The organism is Melissospora conviva (genome assembly GCF_049523535.1).
In the GTDB taxonomy this organism is placed as follows: domain Bacteria; phylum Actinomycetota; class Actinomycetes; order Mycobacteriales; family Micromonosporaceae; genus Melissospora; species Melissospora conviva.
Genome location: NZ_JBLLDT010000004.1, coordinates 121,863 through 140,372 on the forward strand (window position 1 = coordinate 121,863; position 18,510 = coordinate 140,372).

At 71.8% G+C, this 18,510-nt stretch carries 17 protein-coding genes and 1 tRNA gene; 8 read left to right on the forward strand and 10 right to left on the reverse strand.

Going from position 1 to position 18,510, the window contains the following annotated elements; all coding sequences use genetic code 11:
• The first annotated feature begins 97 nt into the window (after positions 1-97).
• Positions 98-1,789 (forward strand): outer membrane protein assembly factor BamB family protein, encoded by a 1,692-nt coding sequence (locus ACK8GG_RS11945; RefSeq protein WP_440356306.1) that lies wholly within the window; start codon positions 98-100, stop codon positions 1,787-1,789.
• 146 nt (positions 1,790-1,935) lie between these two features.
• On the opposite strand, the gene ACK8GG_RS11950 is transcribed toward ACK8GG_RS11945, so the two are convergent.
• The gene (locus ACK8GG_RS11950) at positions 1,936-3,027 is read right to left on the reverse strand and encodes an ABC transporter ATP-binding protein (protein ID WP_440349375.1); all 1,092 of its coding nucleotides are present in this window, start codon (positions 3,025-3,027) and stop codon (positions 1,936-1,938) included.
• 355 nt (positions 3,028-3,382) lie between these two features.
• Between ACK8GG_RS11950 and ACK8GG_RS11955 the strand changes: the two genes are divergently transcribed.
• Positions 3,383-3,459 (forward strand) — tRNA-Thr (locus ACK8GG_RS11955).
• A gap of 91 nt (positions 3,460-3,550) precedes the next feature.
• Here the strand turns inward: ACK8GG_RS11955 and ACK8GG_RS11960 are convergent.
• The 3 genes from ACK8GG_RS11960 to ACK8GG_RS11970 form a co-directional block, all read right to left on the reverse strand.
• The gene (locus ACK8GG_RS11960; RefSeq protein ID WP_440349376.1) at positions 3,551-3,952 is read right to left on the reverse strand and encodes a VOC family protein; all 402 of its coding nucleotides are present in this window, start codon (positions 3,950-3,952) and stop codon (positions 3,551-3,553) included.
• Positions 3,953-4,093: 141 nt separating this feature from the next.
• Entirely contained in the window at positions 4,094-4,588 is a 495-nt protein-coding gene (locus ACK8GG_RS11965) for an SMI1/KNR4 family protein (RefSeq protein ID WP_440356307.1), read from the reverse strand.
• Between the two features lie 49 nt (positions 4,589-4,637).
• Positions 4,638-5,186 carry a class I SAM-dependent methyltransferase gene (locus ACK8GG_RS11970; RefSeq protein ID WP_440356424.1) on the reverse strand — a complete coding sequence of 183 codons (549 nt, stop codon included), beginning with the start codon at positions 5,184-5,186 and terminating at the stop codon, positions 4,638-4,640.
• Positions 5,187-5,323: 137 nt separating this feature from the next.
• Here ACK8GG_RS11970 and ACK8GG_RS11975 point away from each other — a divergent pair, with 137 nt between their 5' ends.
• Positions 5,324-5,809, forward strand: coding sequence for an ASCH domain-containing protein (locus ACK8GG_RS11975; RefSeq protein WP_440349378.1), 486 nt, complete (start codon positions 5,324-5,326; stop codon positions 5,807-5,809).
• 82 nt (positions 5,810-5,891) lie between these two features.
• Positions 5,892-6,542, forward strand: coding sequence for a hypothetical protein (locus tag ACK8GG_RS11980; RefSeq protein ID WP_440356308.1), 651 nt, complete (start codon positions 5,892-5,894; stop codon positions 6,540-6,542).
• Here the strand turns inward: ACK8GG_RS11980 and ACK8GG_RS11985 are convergent.
• The gene (locus tag ACK8GG_RS11985) at positions 6,524-7,492 is read right to left on the reverse strand and encodes a helix-turn-helix domain-containing protein (protein ID WP_440356309.1); all 969 of its coding nucleotides are present in this window, start codon (positions 7,490-7,492) and stop codon (positions 6,524-6,526) included. The genes ACK8GG_RS11980 and ACK8GG_RS11985 overlap by 19 nt on opposite strands.
• 94 nt (positions 7,493-7,586) lie before the next feature.
• Here ACK8GG_RS11985 and ACK8GG_RS11990 point away from each other — a divergent pair, with 94 nt between their 5' ends.
• Positions 7,587-8,633, forward strand: a complete 1,047-nt coding sequence (locus ACK8GG_RS11990; protein ID WP_440356310.1) for a saccharopine dehydrogenase family protein — start codon at positions 7,587-7,589, stop codon at positions 8,631-8,633.
• A gap of 118 nt (positions 8,634-8,751) precedes the next feature.
• Entirely contained in the window at positions 8,752-9,324 is a 573-nt protein-coding gene (locus ACK8GG_RS11995; RefSeq protein WP_440356311.1) for a hypothetical protein, read from the forward strand.
• Between the two features lie 56 nt (positions 9,325-9,380).
• On the opposite strand, the gene ACK8GG_RS12000 is transcribed toward ACK8GG_RS11995, so the two are convergent.
• The 4 genes from ACK8GG_RS12000 to ACK8GG_RS12015 form a co-directional block, all read right to left on the reverse strand.
• Complete coding sequence (locus ACK8GG_RS12000; protein ID WP_440356312.1) at positions 9,381-11,000, reverse strand: succinic semialdehyde dehydrogenase; 1,620 nt, start codon at positions 10,998-11,000, stop codon at positions 9,381-9,383.
• An 82-nt stretch (positions 11,001-11,082) separates the two neighbouring features.
• Positions 11,083-12,105, reverse strand: coding sequence for an MsnO8 family LLM class oxidoreductase (locus tag ACK8GG_RS12005; protein ID WP_440356313.1), 1,023 nt, complete (start codon positions 12,103-12,105; stop codon positions 11,083-11,085).
• 98 nt (positions 12,106-12,203) lie between these two features.
• On the reverse strand, positions 12,204-13,118 hold the full coding sequence (locus tag ACK8GG_RS12010) for an alpha/beta fold hydrolase (RefSeq protein WP_440356314.1): 915 nt from the start codon (positions 13,116-13,118) through the stop codon (positions 12,204-12,206).
• Between the two features lie 38 nt (positions 13,119-13,156).
• On the reverse strand, positions 13,157-13,678 hold the full coding sequence (locus ACK8GG_RS12015) for a hypothetical protein (RefSeq protein ID WP_440356315.1): 522 nt from the start codon (positions 13,676-13,678) through the stop codon (positions 13,157-13,159).
• 190 nt (positions 13,679-13,868) lie between these two features.
• Between ACK8GG_RS12015 and ACK8GG_RS12020 the strand changes: the two genes are divergently transcribed.
• Together ACK8GG_RS12020 and ACK8GG_RS12025 are read left to right on the forward strand one after the other, a co-directional pair.
• Positions 13,869-16,253, forward strand: a complete 2,385-nt coding sequence (locus tag ACK8GG_RS12020) for a M4 family metallopeptidase (RefSeq protein ID WP_440356316.1) — start codon at positions 13,869-13,871, stop codon at positions 16,251-16,253.
• A gap of 247 nt (positions 16,254-16,500) precedes the next feature.
• Positions 16,501-17,307 carry an enoyl-CoA hydratase/isomerase family protein gene (locus ACK8GG_RS12025; RefSeq protein WP_440356317.1) on the forward strand — a complete coding sequence of 269 codons (807 nt, stop codon included), beginning with the start codon at positions 16,501-16,503 and terminating at the stop codon, positions 17,305-17,307.
• A gap of 8 nt (positions 17,308-17,315) precedes the next feature.
• On the opposite strand, the gene ACK8GG_RS12030 is transcribed toward ACK8GG_RS12025, so the two are convergent.
• Positions 17,316-18,500 carry a hypothetical protein gene (locus ACK8GG_RS12030; RefSeq protein ID WP_440356318.1) on the reverse strand — a complete coding sequence of 395 codons (1,185 nt, stop codon included), beginning with the start codon at positions 18,498-18,500 and terminating at the stop codon, positions 17,316-17,318.
• Between the last annotated feature and the right edge of the window lie 10 nt (positions 18,501-18,510).

An 18,510-nucleotide genomic window follows, 5' to 3' on the forward strand; every position in this document is an offset into this window, starting at 1 on the left:
CCGCAGGAACACTGGTCCTGCGGAGGATCACCGGTATGACATCACCTGGGTAAACTGCGGGCCGCAGTTTCCGCCCGGGTGATGGAGGAGCCGGCAGATGCCAGGCCAGCACGACGATGGGTACGCCCCCGGCGGCCCCGCGACACCGCCGCCGGGTGCCACTCCGGTCCCCCCGCCGGGAGTCACCCCGGCCTATCCGACGTCCACGCCGCCGTATCCGGTCTCCACGCCGCCGTATGTGACGTCCACGCCGCCGTACCCGGTCTCCACGCCGCCGTACCCGGCCTCCACCCCGCCGTATCCGACGCCTACGCTGCCGTACCCGATGTCGGGGCCGCCGGGGGGCGGCGGGCCGTACCAGGGGCCGGCCGGGCCGCAGCTCACCGGCGGATTCCCGGCGACCGCCGTCATGCCGCGGGCCAAGCCGCCCGGCTGGCTGGTCATCACCCTGGTGGCCGCGATCGTTGTCGCGGTCGCCGGGGTCGGCACCCTCGCCTGGTCGCGCTTCTGGGGTGGCGGCGGGGTGAACGATCGGGACGTGGCCTTCATCCCCTTCCAGCAGATCGGCAGCCTGCCGGGGCCGGGCAGCAACTACGGCCGGGTCTTCACCACGGTGACCGGCGACCGCGCGTACGTCGCCCACACCCGGGAGGACGACAAGCTGGAGATCCGCGCGGTGCAGGCGTCGACCGCCCGGGAGCTGTGGCGGGCGGAGACAAGCATCGCCGCCCCCAACTGGGAGCAGGTCGCCTCCGTCAGTGTCGGCGTGGCGGCGTTGTCCGACGGCTACTCCAGTTCGACGCCGGAGCAGCTGGTGGTCTTCAATACCGACGGCCGGGAGATCTGGACCTATCCGGTCCGCAGCGAGGATCAGATCTTCTTCCTCGGCGACGCCGTCGTGGTGGTCGACCGGTTCGCCAATCAGCTCGTCGGGTTGCGCGCCGCCGACGGCGTGCAGACCTGGAGACACGACAACCCCGCCACCAGCAGTGGCCGCAAGACCACCGCCGTCTACCCGGTCAACTCGTACGAGCGGTTCACCGGGCCCGGGGACTTCAGCGCCGTTCCCTTCGCGCCCCGTTCCGACGACCACCGCGTGGTGCAGGTGGGGGCGGACCGTTCGGTGCGGATCATCGACGCGGCGACGGGCGCGGTGGCAGCCAGCCGTCCCAACGTGGCCGACCCCACCGACAAGGTCGCGGTGCTCGACGGCACCCTCTACGTCGCCGCCGAGGACTCCCGCTCCGGCTACCGGGCCGTCGCCCATGATCTGGCGACCCTCGGCGAGCCCAAGGTGCTGCACACCGCCGTCGACCCGGCCGCGCGAGTCGAAGAGCTGATCGCCTGCGGCCCGGAACGGGTCTGCCTGCTGGAGACGGTCCGCTACGACGTCAAGACCGCCACGGTGCTCGTGCTGGGCGGGGAGAAGCCGGTGCACTGGGCCGTCCCGGGCGCCAAACAGCTCTCCGCGGCCGGCGAGCACGTCTTCGTCAACCACACCGGTTCGCCGTACACGACGAAGGTCTACGCCCTCGACGGCAGAACCGTCCTCGACGCGCAGGGCTCCGCCGTGCGGCTCAACGGACGCAGCATGCTGCTCTTCGCCAACAGTCCGTCGGCGTCCCTCGGTGACGAGAGTGTCGCCGGGGTCAACCTCGCCGACGGGGTGCAGACGCCGCTGGGGCTGCTGCGTGGCGTACGGCTGTCGAGCTGCTCGTGGAACACCGAGCTGATCGTCTGCGCGGGGGACAAGAGCTTCGTCTTCCACCGTTTCGCCGCCGCCGACTGAACCCGCCGCCGCGGTCGCCGGCCCTACCGTTCAGGTTCGGCGGCCCGGCCGGGTGGCGTGGAAACGGCGGATCCGCGTGGCCCTCCGGGTGATGCCCGCCTGACGGCGGCTCCGGAGGGCCACGCGGATCCAGTGGTGCCTTCGGGTCAGATACGCCGGCCGGTGACGGCGTGGAAGACGTGGCTCTGACCGGTACGCGGCTTGACGAAGATCGTCTCGCCCATGGTCGGCATGCTGCGCCGGTCGGTGCGGACCACGAACCGCTCCGAGGCGCCCTCGATCGCGGCGTGACCGTAGACGTTGGCGTCCGAGCCGAGGTCCTCGACCAGCTCGACGACGAGCGGCAGGCCGCCCTCTTCGGCGCTGACGATGTCGCAGTCCTCCGGCCGGAAACCGACGGTGACGGTGTCGCTGCCGCCCTCGGTACGCGCCTCGGCGACCTGCTCGCGGGTCAGCGGCACGATCAGCTCGGCGAAGTTCGCGCCGTCGTCGTGCAGCGGCACCGTCTTGATGTTCATGGCGGGGGAGCCCATGAAGCCGGCCACGAAGACGTTCGCCGGGGTGTCGTAGAGCGCCCGCGGCGTGTCGACCTGCTGGAGCACACCGTCGAGCATGACCGCCACCCGGTGACCCATGGTCATCGCCTCGACCTGGTCGTGGGTGACGTAGACGGTGGTGATGCCGAGCTTGGCCTGGAGCGAGGCGATCTGCGTACGGGTCTGCACGCGCAGCTTCGCGTCGAGGTTCGACAGCGGCTCGTCCATCAGGAAGACCTGCGGCTCCCGGACGATCGCCCGGCCCATCGCGACCCGCTGGCGCTGACCGCCGGAGAGCGCCTTGGGCTTGCGGCCGAGGTACTCCTCGAGCTGGAGCAGCGCCGCCGCCTCCTTGACCCGCCGGTCGATCTCGTCCTTGGAGGTCTTGCGGAGCTTCAGCGCGAACGCCATGTTCTCGTAGACCGTCATGTGCGGGTAGAGCGCGTAGTTCTGGAAGACCATCGCGATGTCACGGGCCTTGGGCGGCAGGTGGGTGACGTCGCGGTCGTCGATGCGGATGGCCCCCTCGTCGACGTCCTCGAGGCCGGCGAGCATGCGCAGGCTGGTGGACTTGCCGCAGCCGGAGGGGCCGACGAGGACGAGGAACTCGCCGTCGTTGATCTCCAGGTCGAGGTGGTCGACGGCGGGGCTTTCGTTGCCCGGGTAGATCCGGGTCGCCTTGTCGAAGGTGACGGTCGCCATGATGGGTGCTTCCTTTCACCGGCAGGAACGTGCCGGACGATCCGAGTGGAAGGAGCGACCGGCGCCATGCGGCACCGGCCAGAACGGGGGGTGACGTCGGCGCGGGTACGCCGGTGTGGTGACCATCCGTTCCCTGAACCGTAATCTGCGCTTCACGTGCTGCCAAGACGTGGCGCACCCGGGTCACCGCCGATTCGGTCAGGTGGGCACGGACGGTCATCAATCGCCAAGCTGCGTGACTGAGTGTGACCGGCCGGCAGCGTCCCGGTCGGATTCGCGACGTTACCGCTGCTCCGGGGGTCCGCCTGACGCGCTGCCCCGGGTGGCAGTCGCTATGCTGACGAGCTAGTAACACGCCCCTGTAGCTCAGCTGGCCAGAGCACTCGCCTTGTAAGCGAGATGTCGCCGGTTCGATCCCGGCCGGGGGCTCCATATCCGCAAGGCAAGTCGGCGGGACGGCCGCGACGACGGCTTCCCGTGTCGACGGCAGCGCTGACGGTGGCGGGGTCACGACAGGCGCCGACTAGGTGGCGTTGGACCAGGCTCGGCTGGAGAGCACGAGGCGATAACCGTCCGGATCTTCAACCGTGACACCCCACCGATCCCAGTACGCGCCCTGCGGGACGCGCCTGCCGCCGGCCTGTTCGAGGCGGGCCACGAGCGCGTTGTCGATCGGCTCGGCCAGGTAGAGCACGAGCAGGTCTTCCGCCGTCGGGGTCGGCTCCACGGGAAAGTCCGGGCCCCCGACGAGTTCCAGATGCCATGACGCTTCGCGCCAGCCCAGCATCGTCAGGTCATGCTCTCCGTCGACAGCCGCAGTCCGGTAGAGCACCTCCAGCCCCAGTCCCTGCACGTAGAACCGTTCGGTCGCCGCAAGATTCCGGCTGGGCCGGGCGAGACGAATACTTGCCGTTGCGTTGAGCATTCGGATGGCTCCGTCCATACGAGTGACCATCAGCCTGCAAGTTGAAGCCTGGTGCAGGTCAAGCTTGGGTAGGTGCAGGCGCGAGCCCTCCCGCTATCGAGCGGGTCAGAGCCGCTGAGCCTGCTGTGCCGTGGGGAACGGTCACCCGTTGACGTCGTACGCGGATCCCTCGACGAGACCTGTCACGAAGGTTTCGAAGTCGGGGGCGAGGAGTGTGATCCGGTAGTTCCACTCCTGGTCGACATGTACGACGGCCGGCCCACCGCGCGAGCGGTAGTCGAGAGCGATCATGTCGTGGCCGTCCGACGGGCATTCGGCGATGTAGATGCCGATGTCCGGGTAGCCCCATTCCGCCACCCAGAAGGCGCTGCCGCGTTCGCCGCAGAGGCTGAAGCCAGCAGTTCGGCCGATCGCCGCCAGCGCGGACACGCCGACGTGGTCCTCGCTCCAGGAGGTCTGACTGGGGGCGGGATGGGCATCCCGGGCGAGCCAGCCGCCGTTGTGTTGACGAGCCAGGTCGACGTACGCGGTGGGGAGCCGGTATCCGAGCTCTGCTTCCACTGCCCGAAGAGTCTGGTCGGTGAGGGGATCCTCCAGCGGACCGGATCCTTCGAAGATCGTCGCGGGGTCGAGCACAGGATGACGGTAGTCCCCCGAGTCAGTTTCGGCGCTTGCCAGATCGCGATCACGCAGGCAGTTGCGCGGCTATCGCGGCCTGCGGGCGCTGAGTGTCGTCACCAGGCCGTCGTAGCCGCTCCACCTCGGTAAAGCCCGCTCGTCGCAGCCGCCGCGAGAACGCGTCAGGGGGCCAGCGGTAGGCGGTGGTGACCTTGTGGTCGAAGGCGTCCACCTCGTCGCCGTCGAAAAACCCGACCACCAGGGTCCCGCCGGAAACCATCGCTCGCCGGAATTCGGCCAGCACACCGTCAAGGTCCTGCGGCGGCAGGTGGATCAGGGAGTACCAGGCCAGGATGCCGGCGACCGAGCCGTCCGCGACGTCGAGTTTCGCCATCGCACCGAGCCGGAAGTCGACGGTCGGGTGGGTGGCCGTGGCGTGCGCGACGAATTCGGGGACGACGTCGATTCCCGTTACGTCCGCGCCCAGGGAACTGAGGTAACCGGTGAGGTGGCCGGGCCCGCACCCCAGGTCGAGCACCTTGCCGGGGCGGTTCGACAGATGGCGCGCGATGAAGGCGAGGTCGTCGGGGTGTGACTGCCCGACCGAGCCGAACAGTTCAAATTAGAGGTCCGCGACGGCGCCGTACGCCTGCCGGACCCGCTCCACGTCCATCGCGTGACTGTAACGGTGGGGGAAAAGCGAGTGGGCGCGGAAGCCGTGCCGCTTGCAATCCTGCGGATACGGTGTTCCGCATGACCGGAATCCCCGAATCCGACCGGACCACTGCGGACCTTGCCCGGGCCGACGTCGACGTCGCACCCTCCTGGTCGGCCCTGCCTCGCGCGGAGTTCGCCTTCCCCGGGCCGCTGCGCGACGCCCTGGTGGCGGCGATCCTGGACGGCACGAAGACCTCCACCAGCGCCCTGGTCCTGGAGTACGAGCGCGAGGGCGACCCGCTGCCGCAGCCCGGCGAGCGCAGCCTCGTGGTCGACTCCGCCGAGCAGCCTGTGGCGGTGATCGAGACGACGGAGGTGCGGATCGTGCCGCTGGCCGAGATCGACCTGGCGCACGCGGTCGACGAGGGGGAGGGCTACACGACTGTTGCGCAGTGGCGGGCCGGGCATGAGAGGTTCTGGCACGGCGCCGACTACCGCGGCTGGCTCGGTGACCCCGACTTCGTCGTCACCGACGAGACGCTGGTAATGGCCGAGCGGTTCCGGCTGGTCGAGCGGCTCTGACCGGTCCGGCGGGGCGGCGGCCTGACCATTCGTGGCGGCCATCGATCAACTCGCGGTTGCCTGGTGCTGCCACAATCCGCGCATGAGTGATCGCCCGGCGATACGCGTTCGGAGCCGAAGTGCGGGTCGCGTCCGGTGGGGAGGGCTCGTTTCGCTGGCGGCCGTTGCCGTGCTCCTCGCTGTGGCCGGCTGCACCGGCCAAACCGACGCGTCGGCTCCGCTCGCGAACCCGACGACGGCAGCGCCGGCGTGTGCGCCCCAACAGGCTGAGTTGGCGCTCGATCCGATGACCCGGCAGGACATGCTGACCCGGGTCGAGGTGTTTGACATCGAGAAACCGAGCAGGAGCGGCCCGCACGGCAGCATCATCCTGCTCGACGATCAGGAGCGGTGGCTGACCGTCGAAGGCCTTCCCGAGGGTCCCGAGTGGACGCCGTGGCTGTTGACCCGGGCCAAGGCCCAGTACCCGGACCTCGCGCTCGACGAGGGCTACCATATCGGCCCGCAGGAGTCCTCCGAATTCCCGGACGGGTTCGACAAGGTCGACCGGTACGTCTCCTTCCGGGGTCTGCGCGAGGTCCGGCTGCCCTTCCACCTCACCTGCGCCACCGATCGGCATGACGGCACGATCCGTACCTGGGACAGCATGCTGTCGGGCCTCATCGCCTGTAGCGCGCCGCAGGACCAGTCGGAAGTGGTGAAACTGGCGGGTGCCTACTGCGACCGTTCCTGAGCGTGTGGCGGCCCGGCGCTGCGGAAGGTGCGCCGGTACGCGTCCGGCGGCACGCCCACCACGCGGCTGAAGTGCCGGCGCAGCGTCGTGGCCGTCCCCATGCCGGCCGCCCGCGCGACCACCTCGATGCTGTCGTCGGTTCTTTCCAGCAGCTCCTGCGCCCGCCGGATGCGCTGCGTCGCCAGCCACTGCAGCGGCGTGGTGCCGGTCGCCGAGCGGAAGTGGCGGGCCAGGTGGCGTGAGCTCATCTTTGCCTGTCGCGCCAGGTCCTCCACGGTCAGCGGCCGGTCCAGAAGTTGCAGCGCCCAGGGGAGCAGGTCGGCGAGGGGATGGTCGTCGCGGGCCGGGACCGGGGTGGTGACGAACTGGGCCTGCCCGCCGGCGCGGTGCGGCGGCACCACCAGGCGGCGGGCGACGGCGTTGGCGACGGTCGGTCCGTGGTCGCGGCGGATCAGGTGCAGGCAGAGGTCGATCGCCGCGGCCTTGCCGGCGGAGACGAGCACGTTGCCGTTGTCGACGTAGAGCACGTCCGGGTCGACCTGCACCCGCGGGTAGCGGGCGGCGAGTACGTCGGTGTGCGCCCAGTGCGTCGTCGCGCGCAGCCCGTCCAGCACCCCGGCGGCGGCAAGGACGAACGCGCCGGTGCAGAGCGCCACCAGCCGGGCGCCCGCCTCGTGCGCGGCCCGGACGGCGTCGATCAGCTCGGCCGGCACCTCCGCGTCAACGTCCTCGATCGCCGGGATGATCACGGTGTCGGCGCGGGCGAGCCGCTCCAGCCCGTCGTCGGGTTCCATCAGGAACCGGCCGATCCGGACCGGCCCCGGGCCGCAGACCACGAGGTCGTACCAGGGGTCCGCGAGGCCGGAGGGGTCGCGGACGAAGATCTCGCAGGCCGCCGCGAGTTCGAAGTGGAGCATCCCGTCGGTGGCGGCGATCGCGAGCGTGGCCATGTCCGAAACTGTACGGCTCAAGGCGTTCCGGACACTGGCCCGAGCCTGTCGCCGCCGGGAGACTGGTCCCAGTCGATCTTTCACGGGGGTAGAGATGGGTTCCAGCCAGACCGTCGCGGTCTTCGGCGCGTACGGGCACACCGGGCGTTTCGTGGTGGCCGAGCTGCGCGAGCGCGGCTTCTCCCCGCTGCTGCTCGGGCGCGACCCGGACAAGCTCCGGGCGCTCGCGACGGGCCTTGAGTACCGGGTGGCGTCCGCCGACGACCCGGCCTCGCTCGACGCGGGGCTCACGGGCGCGGCCGCCGTCGTCAACTGCGCCGGCCCGTTCGCCTCCACCGGGGCGCCCGTGATCGAGGCAGCCCTGCGCGCCGGGATCCCGTACGTCGACGTGGCGGCCGAGATCGAGGCGAATGCCGACACCTTCGCGCACTTCGCCGAGCGGGCGCGGAACGCCGGCGTGGCGGTCGTGCCGGCGATGGCCTTCTTCGGCGGCCTCGGTGACCTGCTGGTCACCACGGCGATGGGGGACTGGGACACGGCGGACGAGGTGCAGGTCGCGTACGGGCTGAGCAGCTGGCACCCGACGGCCGGGACCCTCGCCGCCGGCGCGGTCTCCCGGGACCGGCGCGACGGCCGGCGGGTCCGCTACACGGGCGGCCGGCTGGAGTACTACGCGGCCGAGGGCGACCTGCCGGTGCTGGAGTGGGAGTTCCCGGCGGGCACCAGGGAGGTCTTCGGCGATTTCACGATGGCCGACGTCGTCACCGTCCCCAGCCACCTCGCGATCCCCGAGGTCCGCACCTACATGAGCACCGAGGCGGCCCGGGACCTCGCCGCCCCCGGCGCCGCCGCGCCGACCGCGGCCGACGAGAGTGGCCGCTCCGACCAGACGTTCACCGTCGACGTCGTGGTGCGCTCCGGTGGCGTACGGCGACGGGTCGCCGCGCACGGCCGCGACATCTACGCCGTCAGCGCGCCGCTGGCGGCCGAGGCGGTTCAGCGCCTCCTCGACGGCCGGACGAGGACCAGCGGTGTCGCCTCCGCCGGGCGGATCTTCGACGCGCCCGACTTTCTCCGCGCGCTTGCCGCGTACATCTCGATCGAACCGGTCGAGGAGTCGCACGCGCCCACTGATCAGTGAGCGCAAGGCGGAAATCACCACGCTCTTGCGAGTTGCGCGATCTTGCCACACTCCGCGCATGACGTATCAGCCAGGGAACCGCCTCCGGAGCCGGCGCGGAGTGCGCTCTCCATGGCGGTTGCTCTCATTGCCGGCGGTCGCGGTGGCGTTCACCGCGGGCGGCTGCACCAGCCCTGCCGACCCGCCGGCTCCGGCGGCCGAGGCCAGCACGGCAGCGCCGGCGTGCGGTCCCGACCGGGCCGAGGCGTCGTTCGAGTCTGCTCTCCCCCAGGAGGTGCTCACCCGCGTCGAGGTCTTCACCGTCCAGGCGCGGAACAAGGACTCGGCGGTCGTGCCGCTCGACGACCAGGAGCGGGTGCTGACCGTCGCGGGCCTTCCGGAGGGGCCGGGCTGGACGCCCTGGCTGCTGACGAAGGCGCGGGAGCGTCATCCGGATCTGCCGCTCGACGAGGGCCGCCGCACCGATCCGCAAGGCTCGACCGACTGGCAAACCCTCGGGACAGACGGCCGGTACGTCGAGTACCTCGGCCTGCGGGAGGTCCGGGTTGACTTCCGCGTCACCTGCGCCACCGAGCGGTACGACGGCACGATCCGGACCTGGGACCTCGACCTCTCGGGCATCATCCTCTGTGGCCTTGACCAGTCGGACATGTTGGCGAGGCAGGCGGAGGACTACTGCGACTGGTCCTGACGGCCGTCGGCGTCAACGGCTGACAACCGTCAGGTCCAGGTGGCGGCCACCGTGTTTCAGAGGCCGCTGCGGCGCAGCAGTCGCAGGGCGAACGTCATCCGCTTCAGCCAGGCCGCGCTCTCCGCGCCCGGCCGCTGGTAGCGCGGCGCCAGGTCCATGCCGCGCTGCAGCGCCACGGTCTTGACGCGGGTGAAGCGCAGCAGCCCGTCGACGCCGTGCCGGCCGCCGAGGCCGGAGGACTTCCAGCCACCGCTGGGTGCGTCGATGCTGCCCCAGGCGGCGGCGTAGCCGTCGTTGACGTTCACCGCGCCCGCCTCGATGCGCGCCGCGACCGCCTCACCGCGCCGGTTGTCGCCGCTGAAGACGGCGGCGTTGAGGCCGTACGCGCTGTCGTTGGCGAGCCGGACGGCCTCCTCGACGTCGGCGTACGGGTAGACGGCGACCACCGGCCCGAAGGTCTCCTCGGCGAACATCCGCATCCCGGGGGTGACGCCGGTGACGATGGTCGGCTCGAAGACGAAGGGGCCGATGTCGGGGCGGTGCCGTCCGCCGGTCTGCACGGTGGCGCCGGCGGCGACCGCCTCGGTCAGGTGGGCGGTGACGGTGTCGAGCTGGCGGGCCGAGGCGAGCGAACCCATGTCGGCGTCGAAGTCGCCGCCGATGCCGAGCCGCAGCGCGGCGGTCCGCTCCACGAAACGGGCGAGGAACTCGTCGTAGCGCGACTGCGGCACGTAGATCCGCTCGATCGACATGCAGAGCTGGCCGGCGCTGGCGAAACAGCCGCGGATCGCGCCCTCCACCGCTTTCTCCAGGTCGGTGTCGTCGAGCACGACCAGCGGGTTCTTGCCGCCGAGTTCCAGCGAGGCCGGGACCAGGCGGCGCGCGGCCTCGGCGGCGACCTCCCGGCCCACGCGGGTGGAGCCGGTGAAGCTCACCTGGTCGGCCAGGCCGGTGATCAGCGGCCCGATCAGGGCGCCCTCACCGCAGACGACCTGCCAGGTCTCGGCGGGCAGCCCGGCCTCGATCGCCAGCGACCGGACCCAGAGGGCGCTGAGCATGCCCGCCGGGTCGGGGCGGTGCACGACCGCGTTGCCGGCCATCAACGCCGGGATGACCTCGGCGGTGGCGAGCGCGAGCGGGTAGTTCCACGGGGAGATCACGCCGACCACGCCGATCGGGAAGCGCAGTTCCCGGGTACGCGTCAGCACCGGCAGCGCCCCACCCCGGCGGTGCGCACGCAGCGCTTTCGCGGCCGTACGGGCGTAGTAGCGGGCGTTGATCGCGCAGTCCAGGACCTCTTCGACGGCGTGCCGGCGGGCCTTGCCGGCTTCGAGCTGCACCAGGTCCAGGCCTTCGGCCTGGCGGTCGAGGATCAGGTCGTGCAGGCGCAGCATGATCGCCGCACGCCGGGAGACGGGGGTGTCGGCCCAGTCGCGCTGGGCGGCCTTCGCGGCGGTGAAGGCGGCCTCGACGTCGGACGCGTTGCTGCCGGGCATCAGCACGGTGGGTTCGCCGGTCAGCGGCGAGGTCGGGTGCAGGGGCGCGGCGGTCCCGCATACGCCGGTGGCCAGGTCGGCCGCGAAGGCGGGCAGGGCGGGCGGGGTGCCGGGGGCGGCGGGGTTGCCGGTGGGCGGCGCCTCGGCTTCCGGGGCGGCGGTGGCGGTGGCGGGGGTCATCATTCGAGGCTAACGCGAGAAGCGATCCGGTTGGCAGGTCGCGCGCCTGTCCTTTCACCTGGCACGAACAACTGCTCGGCGTTCAGTGCCGTGGTGACAGGCCGAACATCTCGGCCAGCAGCGTGTGGGAGTGCCGCCGGTCGTCCGGGTCGGCGATCAGGTTCTGGACCATCAGCTCGTCCGCGCCGCTCAGCTCGATCATCTGCTCCAGGGTGGCGCGGACCTCGTCGGGGCTGCCGGCGACGAACTGCGGCCACTGCCCGTCGACGATCGAGGTCGGCTGTTCCCGTTCGGTGGTCGTCAGCTCCCGCTCGGCCTCGTCCGCGGCCGGGAGTTGCGCGCCGCCGCCGCTGCGGCGCAGCCGGGCGTAGAAGGCCTTCGCCGAGCCGACCAGCCGCTGCGCCTGCGCGGAGGTCTCCGCGACGGTGACGTTCACGGCGAGGATCGCCCGGGGCGAGGTGAGCCCGAAGCCCTGCGGTTGGAACTGCGTCCGGTAGTGGCGCAGCGCCGGCGCCGCACCGGCCGGGTTGATGAACCCCGCGAAGGTGTATCCGATGCCGAGGCCGGCGGCCAGGTTCGAGCCGTTCGGGCTGGACCCGAGCAGCCAGGTCTGCGGTAGTCCGGCCAGCGACGGGATCAGCGGGTTGCCGGCGAACGGGTGGTCGGCCGGGAAGGCGCCGTAGAGCCAGGCGAGGGTCTCCAGCACCTGCTGCTGATGGTCGGCCTGGGCCGGGTGCTGCCGGTCCCGTTGCAGCGCCATGTCGATCACCGGTCCGGCGGTCGCCCGTCCCATCCCGAGGTCCACCCGGCCGGGGAACATCGCCTCCAGCTGGGCGAACATCTCGGCGACCTTGAACGGGCTGTAGTGGTTCATCAGCACCGCACCCGAGCCGATGCGGATGCCGCGGGTCTGCATTCCCGCCGCGGCGATCAGCAGCTCCGGGTGGTGCGAGGCGCCCATCCGGCTCAGGTGGTGCTCGGCGAACCAGACCCGGTGGAAGCCGGCCGCGTCGGCGTGCCGGGCCGTCTCGAGCGCATCCGCCAGCCCCTGGGGTTCGGTGCTGCCGGGAGCGACCGTCCCCAGCTCGATGATGGAGAGCTTCACGGCGGGCTCCTGGGTTCGGGGGCTGACGGGCCGCCGGAAAGCAGGCGGTGAGCAACTCACTGTAGAGGGCGGGCCGGCCGGGGCAGCGGGCCGCGGGTTCAACTGCCGGGCGGCCCTGCGGGCGCCGCGTTCCGGGCACCGGCCAGGAAGGGCAGCAGTTCGGCGGCGAGCTCGGCCGGCACCTCCTCGGCGAGGTGATGGCCGCCCGGCAACTCGACGCCGCGTACGTCGTCGCTCCACTCGCGCCAGACGGCGGCCACGTCGCCGTAGAGACCCGGCAGGTCGTCGCCTTCGGCCCAGACGGCGAGCACCGGGCAGGCGAGGCGGCGTCCGGCGCGCTGGTCCGCGTCGTCGTCGGTGCGGTCGACGGTGAGTCCGGCCCGGTAGTCCTCGCACATCGCGTGCACGGTCTCCGGGTCGGAGATCGCCCGCTGCCAGTCCCGCCACGCCTCCTCGCCCATCAGTTCCCGCCGGTTGCCGGGGCGGGCGGCGTACCAGGCCTGCGGGTCGGCGTTGATCACCCGCTCGGGGGTCGGGGTCGGCTGGCCCATGAAGAACCAGTGCCACCAGGCGGCGGCGAACCGGGCGTCGCAGCGCGCCAGAGCCGAGCCGATCGGCACCACGTCCAGGGCAGCGAGGTGGGTGACCCGCTCCGGGTGGTCCATCGCCGCGCGGAACGCGACATAGCCGCCCCGGTCGTGCCCCACCACCGCGAAGCGCTGATGGCCGAGTGCCTTCATCAGGCGTACGCAGGCCTGCGCCATCGCCCGCTTGGAGTGCGGCCGGTGGTCTGGGCGGCTGGCGGGCTTGCCGGACCCGCCGTAGCCGGGCAGATCGGGGCAGACGACCGTGTGCCCGGCGGCGGCGAGCAGCGGCGCGAGGCGGTGCCAGGTGGCGTGGGTACGCGGGTGGCCGTGCAGGAGCAGCACGGGCGTGCCGTCGCCGCCGTGCCGGACCCGCAACCGTGTCTCGCCGACGTCGATGTGTTCCAGCCGGAATCCGTCGAAGAACATGACTGCCCTGATGCCCGCCGGCGCCGGCGGCAAACGGCTCAGCCGGTGGCGCGTACCAGCAGTTCGGCGATCTTGCCGGCGGCTTCCGGCGCCTGGGGGGCGGTCGGGCAGTCGGTGAAGACGTAGACCTCGCCGGCGGCGGTCAGCGTGTAGGTGAAGGCGTCGGCGCACTGGCCGCCGATCGCCAGCGCGCCCTGGTCGGGGAGCCGGTCGGCGAGGGTACGCAGTTCGGTGAGGTCGGCGGCGGTGAGCCGTCCGTCGCCGGTCTGGGTTCCCTTGCCGGTGGAGGTCCAGGCGCCGTCGGGCCGGACGGTGATGATCTGGCTGACCCCGGCGAGGCCGCCGGTGCGGACCAGTTGGATCTCGTCGGCGGCCGGCGGCGGGATGGTGATAGCCGGGTCGCCGCTGCCGGGCGCCGGGGCGGTCGGGGCGGGCGAGGCCGCAGCGGTGGGCGGGACGCTCGCCGCTGCGCTCGGGTCGCCGCTGTTGACCGGATCCGGGGTGTCGTCGGTGCAGCCGGCGGCGCCGAGGAGCGCGAGGAGGGCGACGGCGGCGCTCAATCGAAGTCGATGCATGCCGGTTGGACGGATCCGGCGGCCGTTCCGTTCCCCCGCCGCGGTGGACGCGTATACCACTTTGATCGACCTCCATCCATCGATAGAACGCCCCATTACCGGTGGGCCCTCCGTATCGCTATATCTACATGCGTGACAGTACGGCTGTCACGTGAAGGATCCCCCAGGAGGGCAAGTGAGAAGACCCCTCGCCGCTGTCGGCGCCGTGCTGCTGGCCGGCACCATGCTGACCGGCATCGTCGGTACCGCCCAGGCGGCCCCCGCCGTCACCCCCGACCCCGCCCCGCGCGCCACCGAGGTACTCAAGTCCGGCCGGGCCGCCGTCCGCGGCACCGCCCACGACGCGTACGCCGTCTACAAGACCGCGGTGGACGCCTCCGGCGCGAAGCACACCCGCTATACCCGCAGCTACAAGGGACTGCGGGTCTACGGCGGCGACTTCGTCGTCCACGCCGCCCCCGACGGCAGCTACACCGGATCGTCGGTGGGGCTGACCGCGCCGCTGGCCGTCGACACCACCGCCAAGATCCCGGCCGCGAAGGCGGCGAAGGTGGCCGAGGCGCGTTTCGAGGGCAAGCGCACCGGCACCGGCGCCCCCGAACTCTTCGTCGACGCCAGCAGCGGGACCGGGCGTCTCGCCTGGGAGACCGTCGTCGAGGGCTGGGCCCCCGACGGGCAGACCCCCTCGAAGCTGCACGTCATCACCGACGCGGTCAGCGGCGAGTTCATCGGCTCCTATGACGAGATCGAGACCGTGGCCGGCACCGGGCACAGCATCTACTCCGGCACCGTCACCGTCGACACCACGCTCTCCGGCAGCACCTACCAGATGATCGACCCGACGCGGGGCAACGGCCGCACCTGCGACATGAACAACGGCACCTCCAGCTGCACCACCATCACCGACGCCGACAACACGTGGGGCACCGGCGCCACCAGCAACCGGCAGTCGGCGGCCGTCGACGCGCACTACGGCGCGGCGAAGACGTACGACTACTTCAAGAACGTCCACGGCCGCAACGGCATCTTCGGCAACGGCAACGGCGTGCCGAGCCGGGTGCACTACGGCAACAACTACGTCAACGCCTTCTGGGACGGTTCCCAGATGACCTACGGCGACGGGTCGGGCAACGCCAAGCCGCTGGTCGCGATCGACGTGGCCGGACACGAGATGGCCCACGGCGTGACCTCCTCGGTCGTCTCCGGCGGGCTGACCTACTCCGGTGAGTCCGGTGGCCTCAACGAGGCGACCAGCGACATCTTCGGCAACATGGTCGAGTTCTACGCCGGCAACAGCGCCGACCCCGGCGACTACCAGGTCGGCGAGAAGATCGACATCAACGGCAACGGCACGCCGCTGCGCTACATGTACAACCCGTCGCTGGACGGCAGCTCGCACTCCTGCTGGTCGACCACGACCAAGAACGTCAACGTGCACTACTCCTCCGGCCCGGCGAACCACTTCTTCTTCAACCTCGCCGAGGGCACCGGGGCCACCCCGTACGGCACCTCGCCGATCTGTGGCTCCGCCCCCGCGGTGACCCCGATCGGCCGCGACAAGGCCGCCAAGATCTGGTACCGGGCGCTGGACGTGTACTTCACCTCCAACACCTCCTACGTCAACACCAGCAACCCGGCCAACACCTCGCGGGCGTACACCCTGCGGGCGGCGACCGACCTGTACGGCGCGTGCAGCACCGAGTACAAGGCCGTCCAGGCGGCCTGGACCGCGGTGAACGTGGCGGGCAACGACGCCACCTGCTCCACCGGCAACGACTTCTCCGTGGCGGCCTCGCCGACCTCGGGCAGCGTCACCGCCGGCGGCTCGGCCTCCACCACCATCTCCACGGCCGTCACCGGCGGCGCCGCGCAGACCGTCACCTTCTCGGCCAGCGGACTGCCGGCCGGCGCGAGCGTGGCCTTCAGCCCGGCCTCGGTGACCGCGGGCGCCTCGTCCACCGCGACGATCAGCACCTCGTCGAGCACCCCGGCCGGCACCTACAGCGTCACCATCAGCGGTGCCGCGACCTCCGGCACGAAGAGCACCACCTACACCCTGACCGTGGGTTCGGGTGGCGGCGGCTGCACCGGCGCGGGTCAGAAGCTCGGCAACCCGGGCTTCGAGTCGGGCACCAGCCCGTGGACCGGCACCACCGCGGCGATCGGCTCGTACAGCGCGCAGCCGGCCCGCAGCGGCACCCGGGTCGCCTGGCTCAACGGCAACGGCACCACCAACACCGAGAACATCGCCCAGTCGGTGACCCTGCCGGCGGGCTGCACGACGTACAACTTCACCTTCTGGTTGCACATCGACTCGGCGGAGACCACCAGCAGCACCCAGTACGACAAGCTCCAGGTGCAGGTGCTCAACTCCGCAGGGACCGTGCTGTCCACGCTGGCGACGTACTCGAACCTGAACAAGGCGACCGGTTACACGCAGCGCTCCTTCTCGCTGGCGTCCTACGCCGGCCAGACGGTCACCCTGCGGTTCCTCGGCTCCGAGGACTACTCGCTGCAGACGTCCTTCGTCGTCGACGACACGGCGGTGAACGTCTCCTGACCCGTACGTCCGCGTTGCTCACGCGGGCGCCGGCCACGGCTGTGGTGACGGCGTCCGCGTGACCGCCCGGCAGGTGGCCGGCAGTCGCACCCCGTGCGGTTGCCGGCCACTGCCGCGTGCGGTGCGACCGTCGGCCACTGCCGTTTGCGGTCGGACTGTCAGCCGCTGCCGACGGCGGCCGGGCCGACGGAACTGTCGGGGCGCGCGAGCAGGCCGGTAGGGTCGGCGCGCAACGGGAGGTGCAGACATGTCGACGCAGCAGAACGGTCCGGGCCTGCAAGTGGCGATCGAGGGCGCGGTCGCCACCGTGGAGATCCGCAACCCGGCCCGGCGCAACGCCATGACGCCGGACATGTGGCGGGCGCTGCCGCCGTTGCTGGACCGGATAGAGGCCGACCCGGCCGTACGGGTCCTGGTGCTCACCGGCGCGAACGGCAGCTTCTGCGCCGGCGCCGACATCGGCGACCTGGACGAGCTGCTCGACGCCGGGGATGCCAGCGTCGCCGTCGCGGCCGAGGAGCGCCTCGCTGCGTTCGCCAAGCCCACCGTCGCCGCGATCGAGGGGCCCTGCATCGGCGGTGGCTGTCAGCTCGCCGTCGCCTGCGACCTGCGGATCGCCTCCGCCGAGGCGCGTTTCGGGGTGCCCCCGGCCAAGCTGGGGCTGGTCTATCCGACCCCGACCACCCGCCGGCTGGTGCAGCTCATCGGTCCCGCCGCGACCAAGTTCCTGATCTTCACCGGCGAGCTGATCGGCGCCGAGCGGGCCGCGGCGATGGGGCTGGTCGACGAGGTGGTGGCCGCCGACGGCTTCGCCGAGCGGGTCGCCGCGCTGACCGCGACCATCGCGTCCCGCTCCCAGCTCAGCGTGGTCGCCACCAAGGACGTGGTGCGGATGGTCGCCGCCGGCGAGGTCGATCCGGCCCGGCTGGCGCAGTGGCACGGCCTGGTGCGCGCCAGTGGTGACGCCGCCGAGGGGGTCGCCGCCTTCGGTGAGCGCCGTACGCCGGACTTCGGCTGGGTCCTGCGCGCCGACCGGCCCACCACAGCGGACTGAGAGCGGTTTCAGCCGGGGCTGGCGGCCGGGGCGGACTGGGCCGGGCGTACCGGCTCCGGGGTGTCGGCGGGCAGAGCCGGTGTGCGCAGGGGGCGGGTGACGCAGCGGGCCATCTCGGTGATCAGCTCGATGGCGAGCAGCGGCCGGTTGACCTCCCGGGCCAGGGCCAGCGCGGGACGGGAGACGGTGCGCCAGAGCCCGGCCAGGCCGGCGCCGATGCCGGCCAGGGCGATAGCGGTCCGGGTCAGTGGTGATCCGGCGGCCGTGACGGCGCCGATCGTCACGATCCCGCCGAGGAACAACAGCAGCGGCACCAGGACCGGCAGGAAGACGCCCCGGGTCGCCTGGCGGACCAGCCGGCGGTCCCGGGAGAGCAGGTTGCGGGCGATCGCGGCGTAGTTCGCCTCGTCCAGCAGGTCACGGGGGTCGAGGCCGCCGGTGAGCACGTCCTGCCAGAGCGCACCCTGCTCCCGCAACCGCCCGGCGAGGGCGGTCAGCTCCGCCTGCCGGTCCGGGTCATGGTGGGCCTGGCGCACCCGGGTGGCCCAGGCCTGCACGGAGCGGCCCACCACCGGGGCGGCGAACGGGGGCAGGACGCTCGCCAGCTCGTCCAGCCAGCGGCAGATCTCCTGGTGCCGCCCGCCGAAGCGCCACACCAGCTGCTCCGGGCCGCAGTCGCGGGCGGTGTCGGCGAGCGAGCGGCCGAGCCGGTACGCAAGCCCCAGGCGGTAGTTGCTCGCCATCGTCCAGCGCAGGACTTCGACGTTGAGGGCGTCCAGTGCCAGCAGGACCGCCTCGGTGGCGCTGCCGTCGCGGTCGAGGGCGTCGGCCAGCTCGCGGGCGGCGGCCGTGGCCGGTGCGGCGGCAGGGGTGCGGATCTGCGCGCCGATCTCCCGCAGCGCGGTGTCGACCCCGTCGAGGTACATGCGCAGCCGTAGCCGCGGCGCCATCTCGGTGAGGTTGCTCAGCTTGCGGGGAGCGGTGGTCTCGCGGCCGCCCGGGACGCGGTGCTGGTGCTGGGTGTAGTGGTACGTGTCGGCCATCCACCAGCCCAGCCGCAGCGCTGTGGTGACGGCGGCGCGCTCGCCGTCGGAGACCGCCGCAGGCGGGTCGCCGTCGGCTGCGGCACGTGCCTCGTCGACCCGTTGCCTGATCGTGGCGCCTCTGCTCCACCGGTTTCTGCGCAACTGCACGACTGTCTCC

Excerpts from the sequence above, each read along its gene's own strand:
- ACK8GG_RS11945 (WP_440356306.1), top strand. The coding sequence starts at position 98 with ATGCCAGGCCAGCACGACGATGGGTACGCCCCCGGCGGCCCCGCGACA.
- ACK8GG_RS11950 (WP_440349375.1), bottom strand. The coding sequence starts at position 3,027 with ATGGCGACCGTCACCTTCGACAAGGCGACCCGGATCTACCCGGGCAAC.
- ACK8GG_RS11960 (WP_440349376.1), bottom strand. The coding sequence starts at position 3,952 with ATGCTCAACGCAACGGCAAGTATTCGTCTCGCCCGGCCCAGCCGGAAT.
- ACK8GG_RS11975 (WP_440349378.1), top strand. The coding sequence starts at position 5,324 with ATGACCGGAATCCCCGAATCCGACCGGACCACTGCGGACCTTGCCCGG.
- ACK8GG_RS11980 (WP_440356308.1), top strand. The coding sequence starts at position 5,892 with ATGAGTGATCGCCCGGCGATACGCGTTCGGAGCCGAAGTGCGGGTCGC.
- ACK8GG_RS11985 (WP_440356309.1), bottom strand. The coding sequence starts at position 7,492 with ATGGCCACGCTCGCGATCGCCGCCACCGACGGGATGCTCCACTTCGAA.
- ACK8GG_RS11990 (WP_440356310.1), top strand. The coding sequence starts at position 7,587 with ATGGGTTCCAGCCAGACCGTCGCGGTCTTCGGCGCGTACGGGCACACC.
- ACK8GG_RS12000 (WP_440356312.1), bottom strand. The coding sequence starts at position 11,000 with ATGACCCCCGCCACCGCCACCGCCGCCCCGGAAGCCGAGGCGCCGCCC.
- ACK8GG_RS12010 (WP_440356314.1), bottom strand. The coding sequence starts at position 13,118 with ATGTTCTTCGACGGATTCCGGCTGGAACACATCGACGTCGGCGAGACA.
- ACK8GG_RS12025 (WP_440356317.1), top strand. The coding sequence starts at position 16,501 with ATGTCGACGCAGCAGAACGGTCCGGGCCTGCAAGTGGCGATCGAGGGC.